The organism is Bacillus sp. ES1-5 (assembly GCF_022487605.1).
Taxonomy (GTDB): Bacteria; Bacillota; Bacilli; order Bacillales; family Bacillaceae_G; genus Bacillus_A; species Bacillus_A wiedmannii.
Window position 1 is genome coordinate 162547 of record NZ_JAKVPU010000008.1, and the last position, 24615, is coordinate 187161.

Below are 24615 nucleotides of genomic sequence, written 5' to 3' on the forward strand. Positions count from 1 at the left end.
TATAAAAAATCTGACTTTTTATAAATTTATTGAATTTTTACGAAATGTAAATGATTTGTAATGTCTTTTTTCGCTAAATTTCATTATAATAAGTGGATATGAGTGTCGTATTTCAATCCAAATGAAGGAGTACAGGAAATGGAGCAAAACCCATCTTTGCAAGAAAATACACGTAGTAAACCGAAAAAAAGTAAGAAAAAAACAAAAATTATTATAAGCGTTATTCTATTCTTTTTAATAATAGGTGGCGGTTATACTTGGTTTTTAGTAAATAAAGCATCTTCTGCTGTTCGAAATGCCGCACACGATTTAGCGCGCGGTGATAAATCTGATTTACGTGATAAAGCTGTAAAACCTATCACAAATAACGTCTCTGTCTTAATCATGGGTGTTGATGAAAGCGATGTCCGTGGGAAAGAATATGGTGAAGCTATAAGAACGGATGCACTATTACTTGCAACGTTTAATAAGGATAGCAAAACTGTAAAACTATTAAGTATTCCACGAGATACATATACTTATATTCCAGTGGAAAAGAAAAAAGATAAAATTACACACGCTCATGCATACGGTTCTACTAAAAACGGAAAAGATGGTGGACCACAAGCAAGTATTGATGCAGTTGAAAAATTGATGAATGTTCCTGTCGATTACTTTGTAAAGTTTAACTTCAAATCATTTATGAAAATTGTCGATGATTTAGGCGGTATTGAAGTCGATGTACCAGTTGAATTTACTGAACAAGATAGTAATGATACTGCTGATGCGATTCACCTGAAGAAAGGTGTTCAAAAGCTAAATAGTGAAGAAGCTCTTGCTCTTGCTAGAACGCGACACATTGATAGTGATGCAATGCGTGGACAACGTCAACAGCTCGTTATTGAAGCAATTTTAAAGAAACTAACAAGCGTTGGATCTGTAACAAAAGTTGGTAACATCATTGATGATATTAACGGACAATTCGTTACTAACTTAACATTCGATGATATGCTTTCATTCTATAAGTACGGATCGGACTCAGAAATTGAGAAATTACAAATTCAAGGTGAAGACTGCTATATGGAAAAAGGTGACGATACATGTAGCAAATCTGCTGGTGGCGGCCGAACATATTACTACAATCCAGATAAAAAAGAATTAGCAAATGTAACAAACCAACTTCGTGCTCACCTTGGATTACCTGCATATACAAAAACAGACTCTGATTCAAAGAAAACAAGCACAGAGAAAACAAAAGAATCTAAGTCGGAAAATTCAAGTGAACGCGAATCAAGTAACAACGAATCTAAAAATAAGAATAAAAATAGCAGTGAAGACACAGAAACATCGTCTAACGACAATGAATAAAAAAGAAGCAGTTCTCTATGGAGGTAGAGTACTGCTTCTTTTTATTTCTCCGAAACCAAAAATCAGAACTTTCTAACTATCTTTTTTAATATTTTTAAATTATAATAAATAGTAGCAATCTATTCCAATTATCAGGGGGCTCATACATATGAAAGCTGCAGTAAAACACAACATCTCAGATTTTAAAGACTACTTAAAATCAAACGATATATTCATGGAAGAAAATATAGATGAAAATGATGGTTCTGTTCATTTTTCAGTAGGATTAGAGACAGAAGCTGGCGCAAAAATTCAACTTATCGCTGCTTTCCAAAACGAACATCCTACTGTAGATATATACTGCTTCAATGTTGCTCACGTACCTGATGCAACATCAACAAATGATATTTTGCACGTTATCAATGAATTAAACACATCTTATCGATTTGCAAAATTCACATTAAACAAGCAAAATGCAATTGATATTTCAGCATCGCTTGCATTCTCAGAACCAAACTTTAATCCAGCACTTGTCTTTGAACATACGAGAATGCTATATAAATTAGCAAATGACGAATATAAAAATTTAATGAAAGTTATTTGGGCATAAATCAGCCTGCACCAATCGGGCATTTACTACCTTCAAATAGCGGGATAAATAAAAGGATGGGCTGCAAGCAGCACCATCCTTTTATTTCGATATCATATCAATCCACATCTTAACAGCAGTGCCTACAATCAAAATCGATAACATATATTGCAATGCTTTTTGATTGATCCTCTTCCCAACTCGCGCTCCAAGCGGCGCAGCAAAGATACTTGCAACCGCAATAATAAGAGCTGGAATTACAACTACTTGACCAGTTATCACTTTTCCAGTCGTAATCCCTACTGAGGAAATGAATGTAATAGCGATAGATGTTGCTATTGTTGTACGTATCGGCAATTTTAAAATAACTAGCATAATCGGAACTAATAAGAAAGAACCTCCAGCACCTATAATGCCTGATGCTCCTCCTACAATAAACGCTAACAAGCTTGCTAACCATTTATTATATGTCACTTCACCACTATTATTTCGCTTCGGTACGAACATCATAATAGCAGCAATTGTTGCTAACGCTGCATAAACAACATTGACCGTATGTTCCTCTAATACGTTAGCACCAAAACTCCCTATGAAACTTCCTATTAAAATACTAGCTCCCATATACACAACTAGCGTTTTATCCATATCATTACTTTTCCGATAAGCCCATGCACCTGCAAAAGTTGCAAAGAATACTTGCACCGCTGTAATACCACTCACTTCATGTGACGTATAACTAGTAAATCCTAGCAATACCGGAATGTATAGGATCATTGGATAATTAATAATCGCACCGCCAATTCCAACCATTCCTGATATAAACGATCCTATAAACCCAATTATAAAAAGTAATACGACTAAACTCACCTTATATCCCCCGCCTTCTAAAAAGAAGGTGATTTAAATGAATAAGTTCACATTCCCATCCGAAGCATCTGCTAAATAAGCTCCTACTCCTGCAAACTCTACCCCTTCCATAATCTCTTCCTCTTTTAACCCTAATAAATCTACCGTCATTTGACAAGCTACAAGTTTAATCCCCTGTTCTTTCGCTAAATCCATTAAATCTGGTAAAGGCATCGCATTATGTTTTTTCATAATACCTTTAATCATCTTTTGTCCCATACCGGCAAAATTCATTTTTGATAAGCCCATCTTATCTGCACCACGTGGCATCATTTTTCCAAATACTTTTTCTATGAAAGTTTTCTTTACTTTCACATGTTCATCTTTCCTTAAAGCATTTAATCCCCAAAAAGTATGAAAAATAGTCACCTCTTGATCATACGCCGCTGCACCATTTGCAATAATATAAGCAGCCATCGCTTTATCATAATCTCCGCTAAATAAAACAATTGTTGTTTTCTTCTGTTGCTCCATGTTGTGCTCCCTCCAATTACCTATAGGGGTATTTTATTATTTATAAAAAGGCTCAAATCATTTATCTCTGTACTATACGACTTTCCCTTCCCACGCTAACATGCCACCTACCATATTGATCACTTGAAAACCATAACTTTCTAAAAACTGAACGGCTCTTGCACTTCTTCCGCCTGAACGACAAACGATAATATATTCCTGCTTTTTATTTAGCTCATGCATACGAAATTCCAATAGTCCTAGTGGGATATTACATGCTTCTGGAATTTTCCCTTCAGCTACTTCTTCTAATTCACGTACATCCACAATATTTACTGCTTCTTTACGTAATAATTTTTCTTCTAATTCTTTTGCTGTCATTTCTTTCATTTTAAAGTCCACTCCTCACAAACCATTCATACCACTCGAAACATTGATAACATGCTGAAATCCTAATTTTTTTAATACTTTTGCTGCTTGCTTACTTCTCATCCCGCTCTGACAAATAACGATTACTTCCTTATTTTTATCTAACTGATTTGCCTTACTCGCTAGCTCATTTAGCGGGATATTTTGAAATCCTTTCATATGATTTCCTCTATATTCACCTACTGTGCGAACATCGATAAATTGTTTTCCCTTTTTTCCTGCTATACTCTTTAATTCTTTCCCACTTATATTTTGAACACCTTTTACCGGTAAAAAACGTGAAATAACAAACACTGCAGCAAGTACAATGAAAAGCGTACTTAATATTGTATTCATATAATCAACCTCTCTACATTTATAAACATGCTACGCCTTCTTAATCCAAAACTTTAGCACATCCGCTTCTTCTTCATGCTTTACGATGTCATGACCACCTTTATTTGCCCACGCCGGAATATCCTTAACTGACCCTTTATCCGTTACATGTACTTCTAACACTTCTCCAGTTTGTAAAGTATCCATCGCTTTCTTCGTTCTTACAATCGGCATCGGACATGCTAAACCTTTCGCATCTAATACTTGTTTTACATTCATCATCTATTCCTCCATTTTTTATTTATTTCTTATTCGTGAACTGCACAACGATTTGGACCAATCTCCATTTCACGCTCTTCATCTACACTCGGATGAATCTTCCCCATATTCGTTTGACGAATTTCTTCGTAAGCATTCGGCTGAGGTGGTAAGTTCTCCGTTACAACTTTACGAAACTCTCCCTCACTCTCAATATTTAGTCCTGCATTATACGTAAATAAATCTTTTAACTTTGCGCTCACAACACCATTCTCATCCATTTCACTTATTTTTGAATAATGAGCTGGTAACACAATCAATTGTTGAGATAGTACTTTATATCGGTTATATAGAGTTTCTCGTAAATCACTCACCCAATCTTCAGCTTTTCCAGCAAGATCTGGACGCCCGATTGAATCTACAAATAAAATATCGCCTGATAATAAATAGGAATCATCTACAATAAATGATGTACTCCCAATCGTATGCCCCGGTGAGTATAATGCGTCAATTTCAATTTTAGTACCCCCCACCGTAATAATTGATCCTTCAACGAGCGGTTTATATGAGAAAACAACTTCCTCCGCATCTTTTGGCGGTAACCAATACGTACCACCTACTCTTTCAGCTAACTTACGTCCGCCAGAAATATGGTCTGCATGTAAATGTGTATCCATTACATTCGTAATCGTAACGCCATGCTCTTTCGCAAACTCTTCGTATGCTTCAACAGTTCTTACCGCATCAATAACTGCTGCCTCACCGTTTGAAACGACCATATAAGATAAACAGCCTTTTCCAAGACGGTTAAATTGATATATACTTCCTCCGCCCTGTATATCTCCTACTTTTAACGGCTTTACATATTCACTCCAAGCCTTCATACCACCAGCTAAATAATAAATGTTTTCTAATCCAGCCTCTGTTAATTGCTCTGCCACAAATATAGAAGACCCTTCTTTTGCACATACTACTAAAACATCTTTATCTTTAGGTAATTCACTTACAATATGATCTACACCATCTAACAAATCAAAATACGGTTTATTTATAGAAGAAATTTGTTTCCCTTCAATTTTCCATTCTTCATAATCCATCTCATTACGAACATCTAAAATAAACAACTCCCCGAATAAAACTTTCTCTGCGACATCTTTTGCTTGTAATGATTTAACGCTCATCTTCTTACCCCCTGAGGTATATTTTCATTTAAAAAAATTTAATTCTCTATATTCCCTTGCCACTCTACCATACCTGGAATGACATTTTTCACATTTGCATAACCTTGCTCTTTCAACATTTGGCAAGCTACATCACTGCGATTACCAGTTCGGCAAACAACATAAATTTGTTTCATCTTATCTAATCCTGCGCTTTCTAGTTCACCTAATGGCACCGAAATGGCAGTTGGAATATGACCAAAGGCGAATTCCGCCGCTTCACGAACATCTACTACAGTACACTCTTCACCACTTAATAATATATTTTGCAATTCCGCATTCGTAATTGTATGAGGATACTTCACTACTTCATTCACTTCATGCTCATGTGCTTTTCTAACGTAATGCATCAAAATATCGCCCTCTTGTTTCGTCCCGATATATTGATGTCCTATTTTGTTCGCCCAACTTTGTATATCTACAGTAGACCCTTTATCTGTTGCCTTAACTTCAATCACTTGCCCTGATGCCAATCCTTCCATCGCCTTCTTCGTTTTCACAATCGGCATCGGACAAGCCAAACCTTTACAATCTAAACTAATATCCACTTTTATACTCATAGTCGATTCCTCCACAATTTATATACATATACCTGTAGGGGTATATTAAAATGTTTTTGAAAATCTGTCAACACTTATGTTTGACAGATTATCGGCTTTTTACAAGTAATTGAACAGCTTCTTTAATTAACTCTTCATTTGAACCATTACCACTTTCAAACTGTTCACGTAAACATTGCTCTAAATTTGTTCCAACAACAAGTCCAATTGTACGATCAAGTGCGGAACGAGATGCCGTTAACTGTGTAATAACCTCTCGGCAATCTTTTCCTTCTTCCATCATACGAAGCACACCACGAACTTGGCCTTCAATACGTTTTAATCTATTTTTCATATCTTGATTATATTCCATTGTATAATCACCTCATTACCATTATGTCACCATTTATAACCTATGACAACATATTATACCCCTACAGGTATTTTGTAAACCCTTATTTTAAATTTCCACCTTATATATTCGCAAAACATAAAGTGAAACCTTAATCTATAGGCTTTCATCTTCCACCAAATTTTGAAGTGGAAGATGAAAAAACATCAATATATAATACGGTCTGGTAAGACTGTACCGTACAATTTAAAGCCACCATCTACATTCTTTACCTTATATCCTTTTTCCATTAACATGCGCGCTGCAACATACCCTCTCATGCCAAGTTGACAAGTGATATATATTTCTTTATCCACTGGCACTTCATTCAAACGATCACGTAATTCATCTAACGGAATATTAATAGAACCTTTAATCATTCCTTGTTTTAGTTCATTAGGCTCTCGAACATCAATAAGATATCCACCGTTTTCAACAATACGATCTATTTCATGCCATTGTACTGTGGCCACAAAACCATCTACTATATTACTTGCTGCATACCCCACCATGTTTACCGGGTCTTTTGCAGAAGAATAAGGCGGGGCATATGATAATTCTAAATCTGGCAAATCAATTACAGTTAAATTTGCTTTTATTGCCGTTGCGATAACATCGATACGCTTATCTACACCGTCACGCCCTAACGCCTGCGCTCCGTAAATTTTTCCGCTATCTTTATTAAATATTAATTTTATTAGCAATGGCGTAGCATTCGGGTAATAACCAGCATGAGAATTTGCCTGCACATGCACTACCTCATAGGGTATATTTAATCGTTTTAATATTTTCTCATTTACTCCAGTCGAAGCAACTGTTAAATCAAAAACTTTAGCTACAGAAGTTCCTAGCGTACCTTTATATAAAGAATCCGTATGACCATGAATAATATCTGCTAACATACGACCTTGACGATTAGCCGGCCATGCTAAAGGAATCATCGTTTCTGTTTCAGTAACAAAATCTTTCACTTCAATCGCATCACCAATTGCATATATATGTGGATCCGATGTTTGAAATCTCTCATTTACTTTTATCGTTCCTCTAACTCCTAGCGCTAATCCTGCATCTTTCGCTAAACTACTCTCTGGTTGTACACCAATTGCTAAAATAATCATATTTGTCTCTATGATTGAACCGCTTTTTAAACGTACAACAGTCCCGCCTTCTTCCAATGCATCTACACCATCTTCAAAAACAAGCTCAACATTGTGATTTTTCATATGCTCATGCACATATGCTGCCATTTCATAATCGATTGGTGGCATTACTTGATTCGCCATCTCTACAAGAGTAACATCCATTCCTCGTTCTCTTAAGTTTTCAACCATTTCCACTCCAATAAATCCGCCACCAATAACCGTCGCATGACGTGGTTTCTTCTCATCAATATACGCTTTAATACGATCTGTATCAGGGACATTTCGTAACGTAAACAACGCCTTCACTTCTTCAATACCTGGAATAGATGGAACAATTGGTTTTGCCCCTGGTGAAAGAATTAACACATCATATTCTTCGTTATATGTTTCATTTGTCATTACATTCTTTATAGTAATTTTTTTCTCTTCTTTATTAATTTGTATTACTTCGCTCAATACACGTATATCTAAATTAAAACGCTTAGACATCTTTTCAACAGTTTGTACTAATAATTTTTGTCTTTCTGTAATGACACCGCCAATATAGTATGGTAACCCACAATTTGCAAATGAAATATACTCACCGCGCTCCACCATAATAATTTCATCATCTTCACTTAAACGACGAAGCCTTGCAGCTACTGATGCTCCGCCAGCAACTCCACCTACTACAACTATTTTTCTAGACATATGTCAAACCTCCATACTATTTATTATTTAATTCCCTCATATATCATACATGTAAAACCTATACCTGTATGGGTATATAATAAATTATAAAAAATTGAATTTCAATCAATATGTCTTTCTTTCACAAATTCGAAACAAATAAAAAAGAACTTAGATTTCTCCAAGTTCTTTTGCGTATAGTTCTATAACTTTCTGTACGATTACATCTGCTGTATTTATCTCCGGTGGCATCAATAAATTCGTAACCGGCCCATACACAACAGGGCTTAATTCCACTTCATACCCACCATATGAGAATTCTTCCTTCGTTGGTAAATAACCAATATATCCATTCATATACCCACCAAAGAAAGTTAATTCATTTTGAAGATTCTCTTTCACTTCTAATGCCGTTTCCGAAAAAGGTTCCATCGGTACACCTGAAAACATACCATCATTAACTTGAAACAGTTGCACTTCTAAATTGATACTTAACTGCCGAATACCTTGCTTATATTTCTCTAAAATGATAGTAAGCCATTCATCCGTATTCACACCCCACTGCTTCTCAGTTAGCTGGGCCATACTTCGTATTTCATTAACTTCAGGAATATCTTTCAACTTCATTTGCATCGTGCTTGAAACTGTCCTTAAATTTACAATTGGGCTATATGCAACTGTTGGCAACATCGTTAATACATGTCCACTAAGCATGTAAGCCATTTGTGTTAATGCTTCCCTTGAACCGCGATACTTCGCATTTACATTACCAGCAGCACCTTGCATAATAATAACAGGACAGTTTACGATTTTCTCAAGAATCTCCCTCGTCATTCCAGGATAATCCGCTGATAATACATCGCTATCACCTTTTAAAACATTCGGATGCGCCGTACAAAATACTACAATCCCAGATAGCTCCTTCGTTTCAGCATTTCTTATTGCCAACATGCCAATTCGTTTATCTACAACACCCTCTATATTTGTTCCCATCTTTGCTCTTCCATCAGATGTTCTCTCTCTTCGGTTGACACCAATATCACCTGTCGTAACACCCCATCCAACTTCGCACAACTTCAAATTGTTATTCGCAGTAACAGCACCTTGCACTACATTATTTACTAAAATCGGTTTATACGACTTTACTAAAGGTTGCTCACCAACAGTTTCCGGACCAGAGTGTGTATGTGTATAAACAACTGTTATTCGCTCAAATGGTACATGAAGCCTACTCGCTACTCGCTCACGAATCATGTTCGTATCTTCTACTAACATCCCAATATTATCAATACTTATAAACACCGTTTTCATTTCATCTTTTTCAAATACAAAAATCGTCCCATAAATATGCTCTTCAATATTATTTATTCCTGTCTCTCTATGGTATCCGACAAAATCAATACCTACAGGCGGTGTAATATCAACCTTACAAACCCCTATTTTGCTCATTTGAACCGCTCCATTTCTCTATGTAACTCCCTTGTTTCAAGAATAGCATATTTACCTTGTTTCAAATAAAAAGAACGGACATAGCATTCTATGTCCGTTCTTTTCATCACACATACTTCCGATGCACCATCTTCCCATCATAAGAAAACACAACGCCCTTACTCTCCACAATCGACTCCATATGCACCGTTCTTCCCCATAATTGATGAAGGTATGGCAATACTTTTTCTAAGTATTTTAAATCGAGCTCAATTCCTTCGTAACTATGTTTAATGTACAATTCTCCGTTCTTTAAGTAGTCTCCGTCTTCTACTACTAAGTACGGGAAGCCACCATTTGTACGCATATTTACGAGCTGATCACGTACCTGTTCCCACTCTTTATCTATTACTTTATACTCTTTTCCTTGGCGCTGGAATAAGTACATATCTTCTCTCATTACGAGATCTTTGTTTAAGTAGTTTCTTAAGAACGATACATCCCATTCAATTTCGCGTACTTCAAATATTTTGTCACGACCAGAGCCTGGTTTTACACCGCGTCGTTTCATTTCTTCTGTCGGGTTGTTGTAGCGTTCTTCAATATCTTCAAACATTTTAATACCGAGGTAGTATGGGTTAATGCTTGTTTTTGATGGTTGAACTACACCTGCATTAAGCTTTGCGAATTCAATCGCTTCAGAAGATGTTAAGTCCATTTCACGGAGTATGCGTTGATGCCAGTACGAAGCCCAACCTTCGTTCATGATCTTCGTTTCAAGCTGCGGCCAGAAATATAACATTTCCTCGCGCATCATCGTTAATATATCGCGCTGCCAATCTTCTAGCTCACGGCTATATTCTTCAATAAAGAGTAGTAAATCTTTTTCTGGTTGCGGCGGGATTTTCTTCTTTTTATGCATATTAGGTCGTTCTCTCTTTTTGTTTCGATCATCTAAATTCCATAAATCATCGTACTGTGATATCTTTTTCTTTTCTACATCCTCTTCTAAATCTTCAATACTCCACGCAAGTTTTGGACGCATAAGCGATGGATCAATATGCTCTTGAATAGCAAGTACGGCATCCAAAAATGTTTCTACTTCTGCCTTTCCATACTTATGCTCATATGCTTTCACGCGATCAGCCGTTGCCGCCATACTTTCTACCATATCTCGCTTCGTATTTGAAAAACGAATATTATTTTTAAAGAAGTCACAGTGTGCTAAAACGTGCGCCACAATTAATTTATTTTGAATTAACGAGTTCGTATCTAATAAAAAGGCGTAACATGGATCAGAGTTAATAACGAGTTCGTATATTTTACTAAGACCTAAATCGTATTGTAATTTCATTCTGAAAAACTGTTTTCCAAAACTCCAATGTGAAAATCGCGTCGGCATCCCATATGCACCAAATGTATAAATAATTTCCGCTGGACATATTTCATAACGCATCGGATAAAAATCAAGCCCAAATCCAGTCGCAATTTCCGTAATTTCCGCAATCGCATATTGCAGTGCTTTATCGTCACTTGCTCTCATTATTTTCCCTCCTTACACTTTCCCTTAAGAAAGTGTATGATGAGGAACAAGCTTTCATGAGGATTGATTGCATAATAAAAAGACATCCTCATAAAAACGAGAATGTCTCATCTATTAACCTTCAATAATCTCCATCTTCTCCGTAATCGGTGTACGAGCTTTTCCTTCTGGTGCTTTATCGAAATAGCCAAGGTGAAGAATTCCAACGATGCGTTGACCTCTTGTTAAACCAAGTCCTTCTATAAATAATGGATTGTAGTTCAATCCGCCTGATTTCCAAACACAACCTAATCCGCGTTCCCAAGCAAGCAGTTGGAAGTTTTGCATAAATGCACATGTTGCAGCGTAATCTTCGTCGCGTTGAATTTGACGTGGATCTTCATTAATATAAACAACAATTTGTGCAGGCGTGCTTAAGAAACGATCTGATAAAATTTTACCGCGTTTCGCTCTTTCTTCTTCTGTGAAAGAGTTTAATACTGCATCTACTAATTTTTTACGACCTTCTCCAATGTATAATTTACAATTCCATGGTTCACGGTGTTTATGATTCGGTGCCCACGTTGCGTCGTTTAATAGTTCAATTAATAACTCTTTATCTACAGCTTTATCTGTGAATGTACGTACAGAACGTCTTTCTTTAATCACATTTGCGATGGAAGTATATGTAGTCATATTTTTCTCTCCCTTATTTTCATCTATATGTATACATTTGTTATTGATATTGATTTTCAATTTCGATTATACCTTAGTTTTTTACTATTAATCAATGTTTTATGTTGGAAAACTTCCAAAAACGTCATTTTATACTGTGAATAAAAAAACTTCATTTGTTCACAAGTATTTCACATTTTATGGAAATGATATGTGTACAGTTTTCCACATTATCCATCTAGGAGGAATTTATATGTACAAAAAAATCGTAGTAAGTATGACTATGGCAGCATTATTATGCGGGATATCTACCTTACCTGCTTCCGCTACCACGCCAAAAGAAGTAACATTGCACCATCATCATAAGCCTATTTCAGAAGAAGAAATGCAGTCGCTCGAAAAACTCGGCTATAACAAACATGAAATTTGGAAAGCTGCTCATATTGCAAGAATCGGTAAAAAAGAAATAAAAGACGTTTTAGCTTACTATAAGCAAAATAAATCTTGGGAGAAAACAGCCGAGCATTTCGGTGTAGATCCAAGTAAGTTGAAAAAGCATCATATGAATAAAGAGACGAAAAAAGCACTGCTGCAAGAATTAGCAAATATACAAAAATCTACACCAGACGGACTAAAACAAAAAATGAAAGAATATAATATCGGATTACGTCAGCTCACAGTATTAACAATCATCTCTCAAAAGAGTAATACCCCTCTTGATGATGTACTAAAAATGAAAAAAGACGGTATGGATATTAAACAAATCGCGGAAAAATTAAATGTTAAAAGAGAAGATATACGAGCAGAGATGATTAAATTAGTGAAGTCTATTAAAGAGAAGCAAACAAATTAACACGCAAAAAAGGAAGAGGTATTCACTGCTCTTCCTTTTCTTTATGAACTTTCAACTTTGAAGTATAAATTCCCGTCTTTTCCAAAAACTAACATAAAGAAATGATGTAGTAAGGGGTGAGAAAATGTTTCGTTTATCGTCTAAAAAGAAGAAAAAAACAATCTGTTCCATTCCAGAGTTTATCCTCACTATGAAAGAATCTAGTGATTTCGTTTCCTATAACATCGTAGAAGATGGGACACTATGTTTGTTTTATTATAAATCTACAGCTGAATCACTCCTCATTAATCGATTCATTTTAACACCTATAAAAAGAGAATTAGATCGCATTGAAAATATAAGTGACATAGCAAATATCGTTACACTCGAAGGGATCATCACCAATCCTTCTATTGATGATATTCGTGAAAAATTATTAGTTGGGTATGTACTCATACAGATAAAAAACGATTCTCAAGCAGCAGAATATGCACTTATTCGTGCTGAAAGTTCAGTTTTAGGTACACGATTATATAACGATACCGAAAATGAATATAGTGTAATCGGTCCAAAAGTCGGATTTGTTGAAAATATTGATACAAATACACACTTACTTCGCCGAAATATAGTAACAGAGCAATTGGTTTTCAAAGAAGTTATAGTTGGCTCTATATCAAAAACAAAGGTGATAGTTGCTTACATCGAAGGCATTACAAATGAACAACACATCAATACTGCAATGCAGCGCTTACAAGATGTTGACTTTGATGTTCCTTTTGATGCAACTATGATCGAACAGTTTATTAGCGATAATAGTAACTCACCCTTCCCTGTTTTACTACCTACAGAGCGGTTAGACCGCTCTGTGTACGCATTACTGAATGGAGGCGTTGTTATTTTAACAGACGGTTCACCTTACGCATTAGCTGGACCAGCGACGTTACTTGATTTCTTCGTCTCGCCAGAAGATTATTATTTACCATGGATAGCAGGCTCATTTCTTCGAATGGTTCGCTTTTTCGGAGCAGCATTCTCGCTATTTTCATCAGCTATTTATACAGCTGTATTAACGTATCACTATCAAATGATTCCTGTGGATTTACTAGGTCCGATTATTTTTTCAAGAGCTAATGTACCCTTTCCGCCCATTTTAGAAGCACTTTTTTTAGAAATCACAATCGAATTGCTCCGTGAAGCTGGAGCACGATTACCTACAAAAGTTGGACAAACAATCGGCATCGTTGGCGGGATTGTAATTGGCCAAGCATCTGTTCAAGCTGCTTTAACGAGTAACATTTTATTAATTGCAGTTGCTTTATCAGCACTCGCTTCTTTTACAACACCAACTGTAAAAATGTCTTCTACTATCCGGATACTACGATTTCCACTTATTCTTTTAGCTGGTGCATTTGGGGGCTTAGGTCTTATTGTAGGATTCGTACTCATATTAGCTCATTTAATTCGCTTAAAATCACTTGGATCACCTTATTTATTACCTCTATATCCATTTCGCGGTTTAGGGACAGCAGAAGGACTCCTTCGCCTTCCATTTAGTCAAACTGCAGAACGCGCTTCTTTTCTAAGGCCCCAAAAGAAATGGCGCTATGACCCGAACAAAGCGAAAGAAAAACGCGACGGTGAGGAAAAATGAAAAATATTTTTTTATGCTTTTTCATTATTATTTTAATTGTTCAATCTGGTTGTACAGAAGCATATATAGTTGATACACAGCGAATGATTCACGTAGGTGGATTCGATATAATAAAAGATAAAAAATTTCGCGGAACCATTTTATATCCCGATTACACAAAGGGCGTACAATCTAAACCAGAAACTCAATCAACGCATGCAGGTACAATTGAAACAATCTCTTCCCTTCTAAACGCCAAATCTCCACATACGATCGCTGTAGGTCAAATGCGTGTTGTCCTATTTGGAAAAGCATTTGGTGAACATGGACTTGGAGATGTTATTAACAACTTACAACGTGATCCTAACATTGGCCGTGATGTGCAGCTAGCACTTGTAGATGGTTCAGCAGAAGAATTACTGAAACATGTCAGAATAAATGGATCACTTTATTTATCTGATTTATTGGAGCAAAATATAAAAAACGAGACAATCCCGCGGACAGCTTTAAATATTTTTTTATATAACTTCTATTCATCTGGATGCGATCCATTTCTTCCTTACATTCAAGTATCAGAAGACAAATCTGCTTCCATTAAAGGACTAGCTTTTTTAAAAAAGGATAAAGTGGCTATGTATACAGATAAAGCAGGATCTTTTTTATTTAAATTGCTCATTAATCCAACGAAAAATGGCCGTTACGAAGTCCCAATACGTCAAGGTAAACATAAAGGATTAATCACAACCCAAAACTTATCTGGAAATAGTGTTTGTTCCCTTTCCGCCCCCGGTGACATTCCGAAAGTTCACATTCGCCTGAAATTAAATGGACTTATAAAAAATGCCCCTGACTGGCTTGATTTATCAAAGAGTAAAAATGTAACTTACGTAAAAAAACATGTAGAAAAAACGCTTGAGAAGGATTTAAACGAATTAATAAAACAATTCCAAGAAAAAGAAATTGATCCAATCGGTATACGTGAAGAAATTCGTAGTCACTCAAGAAAATGGAGCATGAAACAAATTCAAGATATGTATCCAAACGTAGACGTTGCCGTTAATGTAAAAATTAATATCGTACAATCTGGTATTGGAGAATAGTGAGGTGCTATCATGGCTGAACAAGATAAAACACATACTGTTTCCCCTTATTTCACATTCCTTCTATTACACTCCCTTCAAATTGGGGTAGGTGTGTTAGGATACCAAAGGATTATTGCGCAATATGCTGGGTATGATTCTTGGATTTCCCTTATCGTTGCGGGCATTGCAACTCATATCGTACTATTTTGCATGCTTAAAATGTTAGAAAAAGATAATGATTTAATGAATATTCATACGACATGTTTCGGAAAATGGATTGGAAATTTTTTTTCCGTATGCTTTGCCGCATATCTTTTATTATTTTGCCTTACTGTTCTTCGTACATATATTGAAGTGATTCAAGTTTGGGTCTTTCCTACAATTAAACCGTGGAAATTAACCTTACTATTTTTACTTGTAGCTTATTACATAATTAGGGGCGGCTTTCGTTCTGTAACAGGAATATGTTTTTGGGGCGTCATAATACCGATTTTCGTCCTGCTTTTCTTAGTTTTCCCAATGAAATATGCACATGTTCGTAACATTTTTCCAATTCTTACTCATTCACCTTTAGACATTTTAACTGCAGCGAAAGCATCTGCATTAGAATTTCTTGGATTTGAAGCAATCCTTGTTTTTTATCCATTTATTAGAAAAGGAAAATCGTTAAATAAATGGGCACATGGCGGTATCGCTTTTACAACAATTCTATACGTAATACTAGCCATCGTTTCCCTTATGTACTATAGTCAAGGGCAACTACACCATACAATTTGGCCCACATTAACAATGCTAAAAATCATAAAAGTTCCTTTCATCCAAAGGTTTGAGTACATCATTATCTTCCTATGGTATCTAATTATTTTACCAAATCTTTGTTTAACCATTTGGTCTTCTTGTTGCATTAGTAAAAAATCGTTTCACATACCGTTTAAAATTACACTGCCATTGTTTATCGCAGTCATATTTATTTCATCCTTATTTTTCACAAACCGCGAAAGTATCAATGCATTAAATACGGTACTATCTCAAGCTGGTTTATATATTGTATACGCTTATATCCCTATTTTATTTCTATTTCATTCGCTACGATGGAGCTTCAAAAATCCGTCGAAAAAATCTTCAACCGATACACCGTAATCTCTGATACAATTTGATTAATACATTTGTAAAGGGGACAAGCGTATGAAGAAATATGTATTTTCTTTACTTGCAGTACTGAGTTTAATTCTTGTTGGATGCGGAGCTACTAGTACAAATGAAAAAAAATCATCTGAATCAAAAGAAGAGCATGACCACGCATCGCATACTCAGCAAGCTGACATTCAAGAAAAAACAAAAGGAGTCGACACACTTCCTACCTTCCTAGACAAGCTTGATCCACAAATGAAAGATATCTACACTGTCGCTGGACAAAATGCAGAGCTATTAGATTGGATTCCATGTTACTGCGGTTGCGGTGAAAGTGTAGGACATAAAAATAATAAAAATTGCTTTATTCGTGAAATTAAAAAGAATGGTGAAGTTGTTTGGGATTCCCATGCAACGACTTGCGTCAATTGCCTAGAAATCGCAGTTGAATCTGCTTCAATGAAACAAAAAGGAAAATCAACGCTTGAAATTCGTAACTATATCGATAATAAATACAAAGAAGGCTATGGCAAACCAACACCTACGCCAATGCCAAAAGCTTAAAAAACGAGGAAACACCTCGTTTTTTTTCATTCACTTTTTTTCTTAACAAATTCTTTCAAGTGTATTTCTCCTTACTTATCACACACTATATATAACTCTCGGTAAGGAGGGTACACAGTGCAAACATATAACGACTATGACAAAGCTCTCTATTACACGTATAGCTGTAATTGGGATAAATTACTCGTTCTTATGGTTCAAACGAACGATCAACTATTTTCTAAGCGTATTGAACATTTTTTACACGCTTATCAATACAGTAAAGAACTACCAGAAGTTGATAAACAATTGCAGCTCCTATTTCAATATATTGACCATGCATCCCAAAAGTCACATATAGAAGAAGTAGAACAAATTCAAATGTAAAATATAGCGCTATTCTCTTCAGGAGAATGGCGCTTTTTTAAATATTGATATCAATAAAAGTTTCCTCTTATAAAACTTTTATTGATAAACATATTTTTTCTTTCTTTTCTATGCTACTTCATACTATAATTTAGTATGTAACTATTATAAGAGAGGTATAAAATATGGGACGAGAAAAAAAGCAAGAATATGCTTTACTTACCGCATGGGGAGCTTCTTTTGTCGCTACACTAGGAAGTCTGTATTTTTCCGAAATCATGAAATTTGAGCCTTGTGTACTTTGTTGGTATCAACGTATTTTTATGTATCCATTCGTTTTATGGCTTGGTATCGCTGTAGCAAAGAAAGATTATCGCATCGCAAGTTATTCTTTACCAATTGCAAGTATCGGTGCTTGTATTTCTTTATATCACTATGCAATTCAAAAAGTCGCAGCATTTTCAGCTGCTGGGGCAGCTTGCGGCCGTGTACCTTGCACCGGAGAATTCATAAACTGGTTTGGTTTTATTACAATCCCGTTTTTAGCACTTATCGGCTTTATTACAATCGCTGTATGTAGTTTTATTGTAATAAAAAACAAATAAGGAGATGAAAGAATGAAAAAAATGCTTATATTTGGTGGTATTATTATCGCCCTGTTTGCAGCAATTTTTGCTGTCACACAAATGGAAGAAAAAAACGCTACTAGCCAAAAAATTGATAATACTACTGAGAGTAAGACAAATGGCCCTGACTACTACACAAATAAAATCTCTCTTTCAGATCTTCAAAAGAATTTAAAAGAGAAAAAAGAAGAAACGGTATACTTTTATCAAACATCTTGCGTTCATTGTCAAAAGCTATCTCCTGTCGTAGTACCAATGGCTAAAGACTTGAACGTTGATATGAAAGTTATGGATATTGAAAAACTAGATGTTCCTTGGGATGAATATAAAATTAAAGGAACTCCAACAATCATTCACTTTAAAGATGGCAAAGAAGTAAGCCGTATTAGTGGTGAACAACCGGAAGACAAATTAAAAGAATGGCTTGAGCAAACGAAGAAATAACGAGAAAAGGAAACTCCTTCTACACATGAAATGGGCGTAAAGTCCCAAACTAATGTATAAGGAGGGGGTTTTATGCCAGAAGTGAAATGTTCTGTTTCCAATTGCTCATTTTGGGGACAAGGTAACTTTTGTCAAGCAAGTTCAATCATTGTTCAACCAGATGCACAAGAAACTGGTTCGAATACAAATGATTCATATACAAACGCGGTTTTAACAAACGAGACGCTAGAAAGTTCTGTAGCAACGAGTGTAGAAACTTGTTGTCATACTTTTAAGCCAAAATATTAAACATAAAAAGCATACGATTACTCGTATGCTTTTTTACATTCCTCTCCAAAAATCATGCATAATAAAAAAGTACAAAATAACGAGAACAACTGTCCCACATAAGGTAATGCGCCGATATATACTCTTCTCTCCTTCTCTTGCTTTCACAAATGCCCAAATAAATCCGAAGAACAATATTAAATCAACATATGGAACATAAAAAGAAAAAACGAGAAACGCATACAAATACACGATAAATAAACAGGTCGTTACTAAGAAAATTTTAAAAGCAAATTCACTTTTCATAATGTAACCGCCCCCTATCTGTACTGTATTATATTCAGCAAAATACAATAGTTGCAGTTAAACTCGAAGTAGAAATAAGCTACCGTCTATAATACGGTAGCCATTACGGAATATTATATTTCCGTTTATATATATTACTTAAGGTCGAAGTAGGAATTTGCTCATAACGAATTTTTTCTCCTGTTTCATCCACAATATACAAATTGTTTCCTATATAATATATTCCATCTTTTCGTTTTGAATACACTGTATATTTTTCGTTTGGCAATACCGTTTTCACTTTTGTTAACCGCCCATTTGGTTCTTGCCAATATATATCGGCACGGTCAACTAACGTAAGCATGCCAATTTGCTCTTCCTCTACTTTACGACCATTCCAGCTCACAACACGATAACCAAGCTTATTCGCTTCATATTCTGGGCTCGTATGAAAACGAGAAATGATTACTTTCGTCTGTAATTGCACCCGATCATATAACCATTGTATATCCCGGTCATGCATGCGAATACAACCATTCGACTCTCTGCTTCCAATCGTCCATTCCCGATTTGTTCCATGAATCGCGTACTCCTTTTTATCCAAACCTAACCAACGCGTACCGAGAGGATTATTCGGTGCACCTCCAGCTATTTTTTTCCGATGGTATTCTTTATTTTTAAATTTAGTTATAATACAAAAATTACCTTCAGGTGTAGGTGTACGGTCTCTTCCAGTTGTTACGGGGAATGTCTTTGTATAATTTCCATTTTCAAAAAAAGATAATTGGTTTGTCGTAAGATTCACTAATATTAGATGATCTATATCAGCAAAAGCACTAACCGGTAGGATGAAAAATAATAGTATGACGAAACATAATTTTTTCATCTATATCCCTCCCCTAGCGCTCAATATAATAAGTGGAATTAACTTTACTTTGCTCTTATCAATGAAAACTATCCATTTACAATAACGCCTCCATTTACATGTATCATTTGCCCGGTAACATAGGATGAATCCCCAGACGCTAAGTATACGTATGCTGGCGCTAATTCAAATGGTTGACCAGGTCTTTGCATCGGAACATTGCTCCCAAACTGAGAAACTTTCTTCTCATCAAAACTCGATGGGATAAGTGGTGTCCAAATGGGTCCAGGCGCAACACCATTTACACGGATCCCTTTTTGCACTAACGATTGAGAAAGTGATCTTGTAAAAGCTACGATTGCTCCTTTCGTTGCGGAATAATCAATTAAAGTTTCATTTCCTTCATACGCAACGATAGACGCCGTATTTATAATGACATCCCCTTGCTTTAAATGAGAAAGTGCTGCTTTCGTAACGTGAAAATAAGAAAAAATATTAATACGAAAAGTCTTTTCTAGCTGTTCTGCTGTAATATACTCTAGCCCTTGCTGCGGATATTGCTGCGCAACATTATTTACTAAGACGTTCAAACTACCTAGCTGCCGAACGGTCTCTTCTACAATATCTTTACAATGCTGTTCATTACTTAAATCACCCGGCAACAATACACACTTTCCCCCTTCTTTCTCAACATATTGTTTCGTCTTATTTGCATCTTCCTCCTCATCTAAATACGCAATCGCAATATTTGCTCCCTCTTTCGCAAAAGCGATGGAAACAGCGCGTCCAATCCCACTGTCTCCTCCTGTAATTAATACATTTTTTCCTTTTAACTTTTCACTTCCTTTATAATTTGGATCTTCAAACTGCGGAAGTGGATTCATTAATGATTCAATACCAGGCTGTTTATTTTGATGTTGCGCAGGCATTGTTACAAAGTTTTTTTGCTGTGGCATAGCTTCTTTCAACTCCTTTTCCTTATAATGCGCACAATAAAAACTGAAATTCACACATCGTTTTACGATTAATATTCGAATTTAAGACACAAAATATGAATTGTTATAAACTTTTTATGCAAAACTATTGCAAAATAGTTAAAAAACGAATATTATATATAACTGTTGTGAAAATTATTCGTAAACAGAAAGGATGTTTATATGTTTAACCTTTCAAAACATAAAACTTCTATTAAAACTGAAATTATGGCAGGTATTATTACCTTCTTAACAATGGCATATATCATTGTCGTAAACCCTGTCATCCTTGGGGATGCAGGAGTTCCATTTGAACAAGCATTTACAGCAACAATTATCGCTGCTGTTGTCGGAACATTATTTATGGCGATCTTTACAAACTTACCAATCGCAATTGCACCAGGTATGGGATTAAATGCTTACTTCTCTTATTCTGTTGTAAAAGCTCATGAAGGCATGACTTTCGCAATTGCATTCTCTGCTGTATTCGTAGCAGGTATGATTTTAATTTTGTTATCATTCACATCTTTCCGTACAAAATTAATGGAAGCAATTCCTGAAAACTTAAAACATGCAATTACTGCTGGTATCGGTCTTTTCATCGCCTTTATCGGTTTACGTTTAACAGGTATCGTTACAAAAAACGATGCAAACTTAGTTGGACTTGGTGATCTTCACTCTGCTCCAGTACTACTAGCATTAGCCGGACTTGGAATTACAATTGTCCTTATGTCTTTAAATGTAAATGGTGCACTATTTATCGGAATGCTATTAACTGGTATTATCGCTTACTTCACAGGACAATTATCGTTCTCAAACGGCGTTACATCAATGCCTGGATTACCAGAAGGAATCATCGTTTCCAATCCAATTACTGCTGTATCTGATGTAATTAACTACGGATTATACGGCGTTGTATTTTCATTCTTCCTTGTTACATTATTCGATACAACAGGTACATTACTTGGCGTTGCTCAACAAGGTGGATTTATGAAAGATGGAAAGCTTCCAAAAGCTGGACGAGCTCTTCTATCTGACTCATTCTCAGCAACAATCGGTTCTATGTTCGGAACAACACCATCAACAGCGTACATTGAATCATCTGCTGGTGTTGCAGCTGGTGGTCGTACTGGTTTAACAACTGTTACAGTAGCTGTTCTATTTGCACTAGCAGCATTCTTCGGACCATTAGTAAGTGCCGTTTCTGGTGTATCAGCTATTACTGCACCATCATTAATTATCGTTGGTAGTCTTATGATGGGATCAGTTCGCCACATCGATTGGGACGCATTTGATGAAGCATTCCCAGCATTCTTAGTAATCTTAAGCATGCCACTTACATCAAGTATCGCAACAGGTATCGCACTTGGATTTATTTCATACCCACTTATGAAAGTGGCAAAAGGTAAATTCCGTTCTGTTCACCCACTTGTGTATGTATTCGGAATCTTGTTCGCTTATCAATTGATTTTCTTACCACATTAAAATCCCTCATAAAGAGGGATTTTTTATTTATAAAAGGAAAGTAGAGCATCTAATTTCGATGCTCTACTTTCCTTCTATAACAATCATACGAATTACTTTTAACACTTCTCATTTATTTGTAATTCTTTACTGTACTTTTGAATGAAAATTGATGAAATAACTATTACCATCCCTACACTCAACCCAATAAGCTGATCCAATAGCATTTCATCATGAATGAACCAGCGCAGTAAAAATACACCGCCAAAAATAAGCAACATAGTAAATCCAGTATGTCTAAGCTCTTTATATACATTTTCCATCTGTATCACCACTCCACATACTTTTATCCATATTACACCACATATCCATCAAGCAAACGTATTGTCCTCTGGCAGTATGCAGCTACCTTTTGATCATGTGTAACAACTAGCACCGTTTTTCCTTGTTTATGAACTTCTTTTAAAATGCTCATAATTTTTTCTCCGTTTTCTTGATCGAGAGCACCAGTCGGTTCATCAGCAAGTATAATTTTTGTATCTTGTGCTAATGCCCTCGCTATCGCTGTCCTTTGCTGTTCTCCTCCAGATAATTCGTGGGGATACTTATTAATATGTCTCTCCAGCCCTACCATCTCAAGCATTTCTTTTGATATTTGTATACGTTTCTTATGAGAAATTTTTCTATATATAAGCGGGAGCATTACATTTTCAATAACTGTATAATCATCTAGTAGCGAAAAGTTTTGAAACACAAATCCAACTTCCTTATTTCTATACTTATGATAGTTTGACTTTAATGTACTCGTATCCATGCCATCTAAAAAATACTTTCCAGTAGAGGGGCTATCAATTAAGCCAATAATATTAAGTAAGGTTGATTTCCCTGAACCAGATGGTCCCATAATGGCTATCATTTCGCCTTTTTCTATTGTAAGATTAATATCTTTTAAAGCACTAAAATTACTCTTTCCGTATCCCTTAGCCACATTTGCGAGCTGAATCATCTATAACACCTCTTTCATATATGTATTTTTTATTTTTAGTACATTGAAATAAATGATTGCATATATAACGAGGATCATTACAAGTGATAAAGCACCTATAACAACCAATGATTCTATAGAGACTTTTAACGTTCCAAAGAAAGATAATATACTATTTTCTAGCCCTTTCTGAATTTCCATTACTCCGCTATTCTCCCATTGAAAATACATAATTCCTATACATATAGATAAAACGAATAACAACATATACTCAATAACAAACGGAAGACATAGTTGAAAAGTACTTGCTCCTAATGCTGATTTAATAGAAATATTTTTACGTTCCATATAAAGCGTGGCCATTGATGTTAATAAAATAGATATAAATGAAAAAGATAAGACTGTACCGCTTAATAATAAGGGATATGACATATTATCAATACCTTGCTTTTCATTTTCTAATAATTTATCCGGATTTGTAACATAATACGAATACCCCTTACCTTCTGTTACCTTTAATACTTTCTTTTGAAATTCATTTATATTTATCTTCTCATTTGTTTCTATAATTAACCCATTGTATAAAAGATCTACACTATAGAACTCTATTTCTTCTGTTCCAATTGGTAAAATCGCCATGTCATCTAATAATGTAATACGATTATCTGATATTTCACCGCTTCGAGGATATGTAAATGCTGAATTTTTTTCTAAAAAGCCAATTACTTTTAGTTTCATTTTTCCAGATGGTATGATATCACCAATAGATGCCTTTCCTCTATAATTAGCCCCTAATATAACAGGTCTACTATCAAATACTGATTTATGAAATTCCGATTCCTCAAAATATCTTCCTTGTGAAATTCGTATATAAAAGTATTTATTAATATCTTTATCAACAATAAGAGTCTTGATCGTTCCATTTTCTTTTTTTAAACTAAGTGAATAGTTACGGAACAGATAATTAGTTTTATTTGTTATTGGTATCGTATTCGATAACCCTTGAATGAAATGTTGATAATCACTTTTCGCTTTTTCTTCGCTAAACAATGTTATATCTTGCGTCGCATAAAGTTCATAGAAATTTTTATGCGTCGATAAATTATTTGTTACCGTCATCATTTTTCGATATCCCGAAAGATTACTAACAAATTCTATTGCTGAAGAAAATGCAATAATTAAAGAAATTACTATAATCAAACTTGGTAACAACCGTTTTTTCACAGACCGTATAGAATCAAATATAAAAAACATGAAGA

30 protein-coding genes are annotated in these 24615 nt (G+C 35.4%); 12 read left to right on the forward strand and 18 right to left on the reverse strand.

Translation table 11 applies throughout. The features are described 5' to 3' along the window. The first annotated feature begins 138 nt into the window (after positions 1-138). Together MKO96_RS22745 and MKO96_RS22750 are read left to right on the forward strand one after the other, a co-directional pair. The gene (locus MKO96_RS22745; protein WP_087979527.1) at positions 139-1347 is read left to right on the forward strand and encodes an LCP family protein; all 1209 of its coding nucleotides are present in this window, start codon (positions 139-141) and stop codon (positions 1345-1347) included. A 148-nt stretch (positions 1348-1495) separates the two neighbouring features. Further along, complete coding sequence (locus tag MKO96_RS22750) at positions 1496-1936, forward strand: hypothetical protein (RefSeq protein ID WP_000642356.1); 441 nt, start codon at positions 1496-1498, stop codon at positions 1934-1936. Positions 1937-2017: 81 nt separating this feature from the next. Here the strand turns inward: MKO96_RS22750 and MKO96_RS22755 are convergent, their stop codons facing one another. From MKO96_RS22755 to MKO96_RS22810, 12 genes are all read right to left on the reverse strand, one after another. After that, positions 2018-2782 carry a sulfite exporter TauE/SafE family protein gene (locus MKO96_RS22755; protein WP_240588769.1) on the reverse strand — a complete coding sequence of 255 codons (765 nt, stop codon included), beginning with the start codon at positions 2780-2782 and terminating at the stop codon, positions 2018-2020. Between the two features lie 33 nt (positions 2783-2815). Continuing rightward, a complete protein-coding gene (locus MKO96_RS22760; RefSeq protein WP_000437734.1) occupies positions 2816-3295 on the reverse strand; it encodes a DsrE/DsrF/DrsH-like family protein in 480 nt (159 codons plus the stop codon). A gap of 72 nt (positions 3296-3367) precedes the next feature. Continuing rightward, positions 3368-3664, reverse strand: a complete 297-nt coding sequence (locus tag MKO96_RS22765; RefSeq protein ID WP_240588770.1) for a rhodanese-like domain-containing protein — start codon at positions 3662-3664, stop codon at positions 3368-3370. A 15-nt stretch (positions 3665-3679) separates the two neighbouring features. After that, positions 3680-4039, reverse strand: a complete 360-nt coding sequence (locus MKO96_RS22770; RefSeq protein WP_098130999.1) for a rhodanese-like domain-containing protein — start codon at positions 4037-4039, stop codon at positions 3680-3682. A gap of 30 nt (positions 4040-4069) precedes the next feature. After that, positions 4070-4300: a sulfurtransferase TusA family protein gene (locus tag MKO96_RS22775; RefSeq protein ID WP_048526303.1), complete on the reverse strand. Its 231-nt coding sequence runs from the start codon at positions 4298-4300 to the stop codon at positions 4070-4072. A 26-nt stretch (positions 4301-4326) separates the two neighbouring features. Further along, a complete protein-coding gene (locus MKO96_RS22780; RefSeq protein WP_240588771.1) occupies positions 4327-5457 on the reverse strand; it encodes an MBL fold metallo-hydrolase in 1131 nt (376 codons plus the stop codon). A gap of 38 nt (positions 5458-5495) precedes the next feature. Continuing rightward, positions 5496-6056, reverse strand: coding sequence for a sulfurtransferase TusA family protein (locus MKO96_RS22785; protein WP_240588772.1), 561 nt, complete (start codon positions 6054-6056; stop codon positions 5496-5498). An 88-nt stretch (positions 6057-6144) separates the two neighbouring features. After that, complete coding sequence (locus MKO96_RS22790) at positions 6145-6408, reverse strand: metal-sensitive transcriptional regulator (RefSeq protein WP_000456206.1); 264 nt, start codon at positions 6406-6408, stop codon at positions 6145-6147. A gap of 185 nt (positions 6409-6593) precedes the next feature. Then, positions 6594-8258: a CoA-disulfide reductase gene (gene cdr, locus MKO96_RS22795; protein WP_240588773.1), complete on the reverse strand. Its 1665-nt coding sequence runs from the start codon at positions 8256-8258 to the stop codon at positions 6594-6596. Between the two features lie 150 nt (positions 8259-8408). Next, positions 8409-9686, reverse strand: coding sequence for a neutral/alkaline non-lysosomal ceramidase N-terminal domain-containing protein (locus MKO96_RS22800; RefSeq protein WP_240588774.1), 1278 nt, complete (start codon positions 9684-9686; stop codon positions 8409-8411). Between the two features lie 106 nt (positions 9687-9792). Continuing rightward, complete coding sequence (gene spoVR, locus MKO96_RS22805) at positions 9793-11208, reverse strand: stage V sporulation protein SpoVR (RefSeq protein ID WP_087979515.1); 1416 nt, start codon at positions 11206-11208, stop codon at positions 9793-9795. A 114-nt stretch (positions 11209-11322) separates the two neighbouring features. Continuing rightward, a complete protein-coding gene (locus MKO96_RS22810) occupies positions 11323-11883 on the reverse strand; it encodes a nitroreductase family protein (RefSeq protein WP_000214808.1) in 561 nt (186 codons plus the stop codon). Between the two features lie 232 nt (positions 11884-12115). Between MKO96_RS22810 and MKO96_RS22815 the strand changes: the two genes are divergently transcribed. The 9 genes from MKO96_RS22815 to MKO96_RS22855 all read left to right on the forward strand — a co-directional run bounded on the left by MKO96_RS22815 (position 12116) and on the right by MKO96_RS22855 (position 18804). Then, positions 12116-12715, forward strand: a complete 600-nt coding sequence (locus tag MKO96_RS22815; RefSeq protein ID WP_240588775.1) for a hypothetical protein — start codon at positions 12116-12118, stop codon at positions 12713-12715. A 124-nt stretch (positions 12716-12839) separates the two neighbouring features. Then, the gene (locus MKO96_RS22820) at positions 12840-14345 is read left to right on the forward strand and encodes a spore germination protein (RefSeq protein WP_240588776.1); all 1506 of its coding nucleotides are present in this window, start codon (positions 12840-12842) and stop codon (positions 14343-14345) included. Beyond that, positions 14342-15424 carry a spore germination protein GerYC gene (gene gerYC / locus MKO96_RS22825; protein ID WP_240588777.1) on the forward strand — a complete coding sequence of 361 codons (1083 nt, stop codon included), beginning with the start codon at positions 14342-14344 and terminating at the stop codon, positions 15422-15424. Before MKO96_RS22820 ends, gerYC begins: the two co-directional genes overlap by 4 nt. 12 nt (positions 15425-15436) lie before the next feature. Continuing rightward, entirely contained in the window at positions 15437-16546 is a 1110-nt protein-coding gene (locus MKO96_RS22830) for a GerAB/ArcD/ProY family transporter (protein WP_240588778.1), read from the forward strand. 45 nt (positions 16547-16591) lie between these two features. Then, the gene (locus tag MKO96_RS22835) at positions 16592-17101 is read left to right on the forward strand and encodes a PCYCGC domain-containing protein (protein WP_240588779.1); all 510 of its coding nucleotides are present in this window, start codon (positions 16592-16594) and stop codon (positions 17099-17101) included. 117 nt (positions 17102-17218) lie between these two features. After that, positions 17219-17467: a YhdB family protein gene (locus tag MKO96_RS22840; protein WP_048562501.1), complete on the forward strand. Its 249-nt coding sequence runs from the start codon at positions 17219-17221 to the stop codon at positions 17465-17467. A gap of 164 nt (positions 17468-17631) precedes the next feature. Further along, positions 17632-18051: a disulfide formation protein C gene (locus MKO96_RS22845; protein WP_000532271.1), complete on the forward strand. Its 420-nt coding sequence runs from the start codon at positions 17632-17634 to the stop codon at positions 18049-18051. Positions 18052-18063: 12 nt separating this feature from the next. Beyond that, positions 18064-18516, forward strand: coding sequence for a thioredoxin family protein (locus MKO96_RS22850; protein WP_240588780.1), 453 nt, complete (start codon positions 18064-18066; stop codon positions 18514-18516). Between the two features lie 72 nt (positions 18517-18588). Then, complete coding sequence (locus tag MKO96_RS22855; RefSeq protein ID WP_240588781.1) at positions 18589-18804, forward strand: DUF1540 domain-containing protein; 216 nt, start codon at positions 18589-18591, stop codon at positions 18802-18804. 33 nt (positions 18805-18837) lie between these two features. On the opposite strand, the gene MKO96_RS22860 is transcribed toward MKO96_RS22855, so the two are convergent. The 3 genes from MKO96_RS22860 to MKO96_RS22870 all read right to left on the reverse strand — a co-directional run bounded on the left by MKO96_RS22860 (position 18838) and on the right by MKO96_RS22870 (position 20889). After that, positions 18838-19089, reverse strand: a complete 252-nt coding sequence (locus tag MKO96_RS22860; protein ID WP_000834190.1) for a hypothetical protein — start codon at positions 19087-19089, stop codon at positions 18838-18840. 103 nt (positions 19090-19192) lie between these two features. Continuing rightward, entirely contained in the window at positions 19193-19954 is a 762-nt protein-coding gene (locus tag MKO96_RS22865; RefSeq protein ID WP_240588782.1) for a L,D-transpeptidase, read from the reverse strand. 68 nt (positions 19955-20022) lie between these two features. Next, positions 20023-20889: an SDR family oxidoreductase gene (locus MKO96_RS22870; protein ID WP_240588783.1), complete on the reverse strand. Its 867-nt coding sequence runs from the start codon at positions 20887-20889 to the stop codon at positions 20023-20025. 201 nt (positions 20890-21090) lie between these two features. Between MKO96_RS22870 and MKO96_RS22875 the strand changes: the two genes are divergently transcribed. Beyond that, the gene (locus tag MKO96_RS22875; RefSeq protein WP_087979507.1) at positions 21091-22392 is read left to right on the forward strand and encodes an NCS2 family permease; all 1302 of its coding nucleotides are present in this window, start codon (positions 21091-21093) and stop codon (positions 22390-22392) included. Between the two features lie 98 nt (positions 22393-22490). Here MKO96_RS22875 and MKO96_RS22880 read toward each other — a convergent pair whose 3' ends face one another. Genes MKO96_RS22880 through MKO96_RS22890 form a run of 3 tightly spaced genes read right to left on the reverse strand, consistent with a single transcriptional unit; the run spans position 22491 to position 24610 of the window. Next, positions 22491-22694, reverse strand: coding sequence for a hypothetical protein (locus MKO96_RS22880; RefSeq protein ID WP_240588784.1), 204 nt, complete (start codon positions 22692-22694; stop codon positions 22491-22493). Between the two features lie 32 nt (positions 22695-22726). Next, the gene (locus MKO96_RS22885) at positions 22727-23377 is read right to left on the reverse strand and encodes an ABC transporter ATP-binding protein (protein ID WP_240588785.1); all 651 of its coding nucleotides are present in this window, start codon (positions 23375-23377) and stop codon (positions 22727-22729) included. After that, a complete protein-coding gene (locus tag MKO96_RS22890) occupies positions 23378-24610 on the reverse strand; it encodes an ABC transporter permease (RefSeq protein WP_240588786.1) in 1233 nt (410 codons plus the stop codon). Positions 24611-24615 lie beyond the last annotated feature (5 nt).

What these genes read in the sequence shown, in the direction of transcription:
- MKO96_RS22745 (WP_087979527.1), top strand. Translation starts at nt 139, where the DNA reads ATGGAGCAAAACCCATCTTTGCAAGAAAATACACGTAGTAAACCGAAA.
- MKO96_RS22750 (WP_000642356.1), top strand. Translation starts at nt 1,496, where the DNA reads ATGAAAGCTGCAGTAAAACACAACATCTCAGATTTTAAAGACTACTTA.
- MKO96_RS22760 (WP_000437734.1), bottom strand. Translation starts at nt 3,295, where the DNA reads ATGGAGCAACAGAAGAAAACAACAATTGTTTTATTTAGCGGAGATTAT.
- MKO96_RS22765 (WP_240588770.1), bottom strand. Translation starts at nt 3,664, where the DNA reads ATGAAAGAAATGACAGCAAAAGAATTAGAAGAAAAATTATTACGTAAA.
- MKO96_RS22770 (WP_098130999.1), bottom strand. Translation starts at nt 4,039, where the DNA reads ATGAATACAATATTAAGTACGCTTTTCATTGTACTTGCTGCAGTGTTT.
- MKO96_RS22775 (WP_048526303.1), bottom strand. Translation starts at nt 4,300, where the DNA reads ATGATGAATGTAAAACAAGTATTAGATGCGAAAGGTTTAGCATGTCCG.
- MKO96_RS22780 (WP_240588771.1), bottom strand. Translation starts at nt 5,457, where the DNA reads ATGAGCGTTAAATCATTACAAGCAAAAGATGTCGCAGAGAAAGTTTTA.
- MKO96_RS22785 (WP_240588772.1), bottom strand. Translation starts at nt 6,056, where the DNA reads ATGAGTATAAAAGTGGATATTAGTTTAGATTGTAAAGGTTTGGCTTGT.
- MKO96_RS22790 (WP_000456206.1), bottom strand. Translation starts at nt 6,408, where the DNA reads ATGGAATATAATCAAGATATGAAAAATAGATTAAAACGTATTGAAGGC.
- cdr (WP_240588773.1), bottom strand. Translation starts at nt 8,258, where the DNA reads ATGTCTAGAAAAATAGTTGTAGTAGGTGGAGTTGCTGGCGGAGCATCA.
- MKO96_RS22800 (WP_240588774.1), bottom strand. Translation starts at nt 9,686, where the DNA reads ATGAGCAAAATAGGGGTTTGTAAGGTTGATATTACACCGCCTGTAGGT.
- spoVR (WP_087979515.1), bottom strand. Translation starts at nt 11,208, where the DNA reads ATGAGAGCAAGTGACGATAAAGCACTGCAATATGCGATTGCGGAAATT.
- MKO96_RS22810 (WP_000214808.1), bottom strand. Translation starts at nt 11,883, where the DNA reads ATGACTACATATACTTCCATCGCAAATGTGATTAAAGAAAGACGTTCT.
- MKO96_RS22815 (WP_240588775.1), top strand. Translation starts at nt 12,116, where the DNA reads ATGTACAAAAAAATCGTAGTAAGTATGACTATGGCAGCATTATTATGC.
- MKO96_RS22820 (WP_240588776.1), top strand. Translation starts at nt 12,840, where the DNA reads ATGTTTCGTTTATCGTCTAAAAAGAAGAAAAAAACAATCTGTTCCATT.
- gerYC (WP_240588777.1), top strand. Translation starts at nt 14,342, where the DNA reads ATGAAAAATATTTTTTTATGCTTTTTCATTATTATTTTAATTGTTCAA.
- MKO96_RS22830 (WP_240588778.1), top strand. Translation starts at nt 15,437, where the DNA reads ATGGCTGAACAAGATAAAACACATACTGTTTCCCCTTATTTCACATTC.
- MKO96_RS22835 (WP_240588779.1), top strand. Translation starts at nt 16,592, where the DNA reads ATGAAGAAATATGTATTTTCTTTACTTGCAGTACTGAGTTTAATTCTT.
- MKO96_RS22845 (WP_000532271.1), top strand. Translation starts at nt 17,632, where the DNA reads ATGGGACGAGAAAAAAAGCAAGAATATGCTTTACTTACCGCATGGGGA.
- MKO96_RS22850 (WP_240588780.1), top strand. Translation starts at nt 18,064, where the DNA reads ATGAAAAAAATGCTTATATTTGGTGGTATTATTATCGCCCTGTTTGCA.
- MKO96_RS22855 (WP_240588781.1), top strand. Translation starts at nt 18,589, where the DNA reads ATGCCAGAAGTGAAATGTTCTGTTTCCAATTGCTCATTTTGGGGACAA.
- MKO96_RS22860 (WP_000834190.1), bottom strand. Translation starts at nt 19,089, where the DNA reads ATGAAAAGTGAATTTGCTTTTAAAATTTTCTTAGTAACGACCTGTTTA.
- MKO96_RS22865 (WP_240588782.1), bottom strand. Translation starts at nt 19,954, where the DNA reads ATGAAAAAATTATGTTTCGTCATACTATTATTTTTCATCCTACCGGTT.
- MKO96_RS22870 (WP_240588783.1), bottom strand. Translation starts at nt 20,889, where the DNA reads ATGCCACAGCAAAAAAACTTTGTAACAATGCCTGCGCAACATCAAAAT.
- MKO96_RS22875 (WP_087979507.1), top strand. Translation starts at nt 21,091, where the DNA reads ATGTTTAACCTTTCAAAACATAAAACTTCTATTAAAACTGAAATTATG.
- MKO96_RS22880 (WP_240588784.1), bottom strand. Translation starts at nt 22,694, where the DNA reads ATGGAAAATGTATATAAAGAGCTTAGACATACTGGATTTACTATGTTG.
- MKO96_RS22885 (WP_240588785.1), bottom strand. Translation starts at nt 23,377, where the DNA reads ATGATTCAGCTCGCAAATGTGGCTAAGGGATACGGAAAGAGTAATTTT.
- MKO96_RS22890 (WP_240588786.1), bottom strand. Translation starts at nt 24,610, where the DNA reads ATGTTTTTTATATTTGATTCTATACGGTCTGTGAAAAAACGGTTGTTA.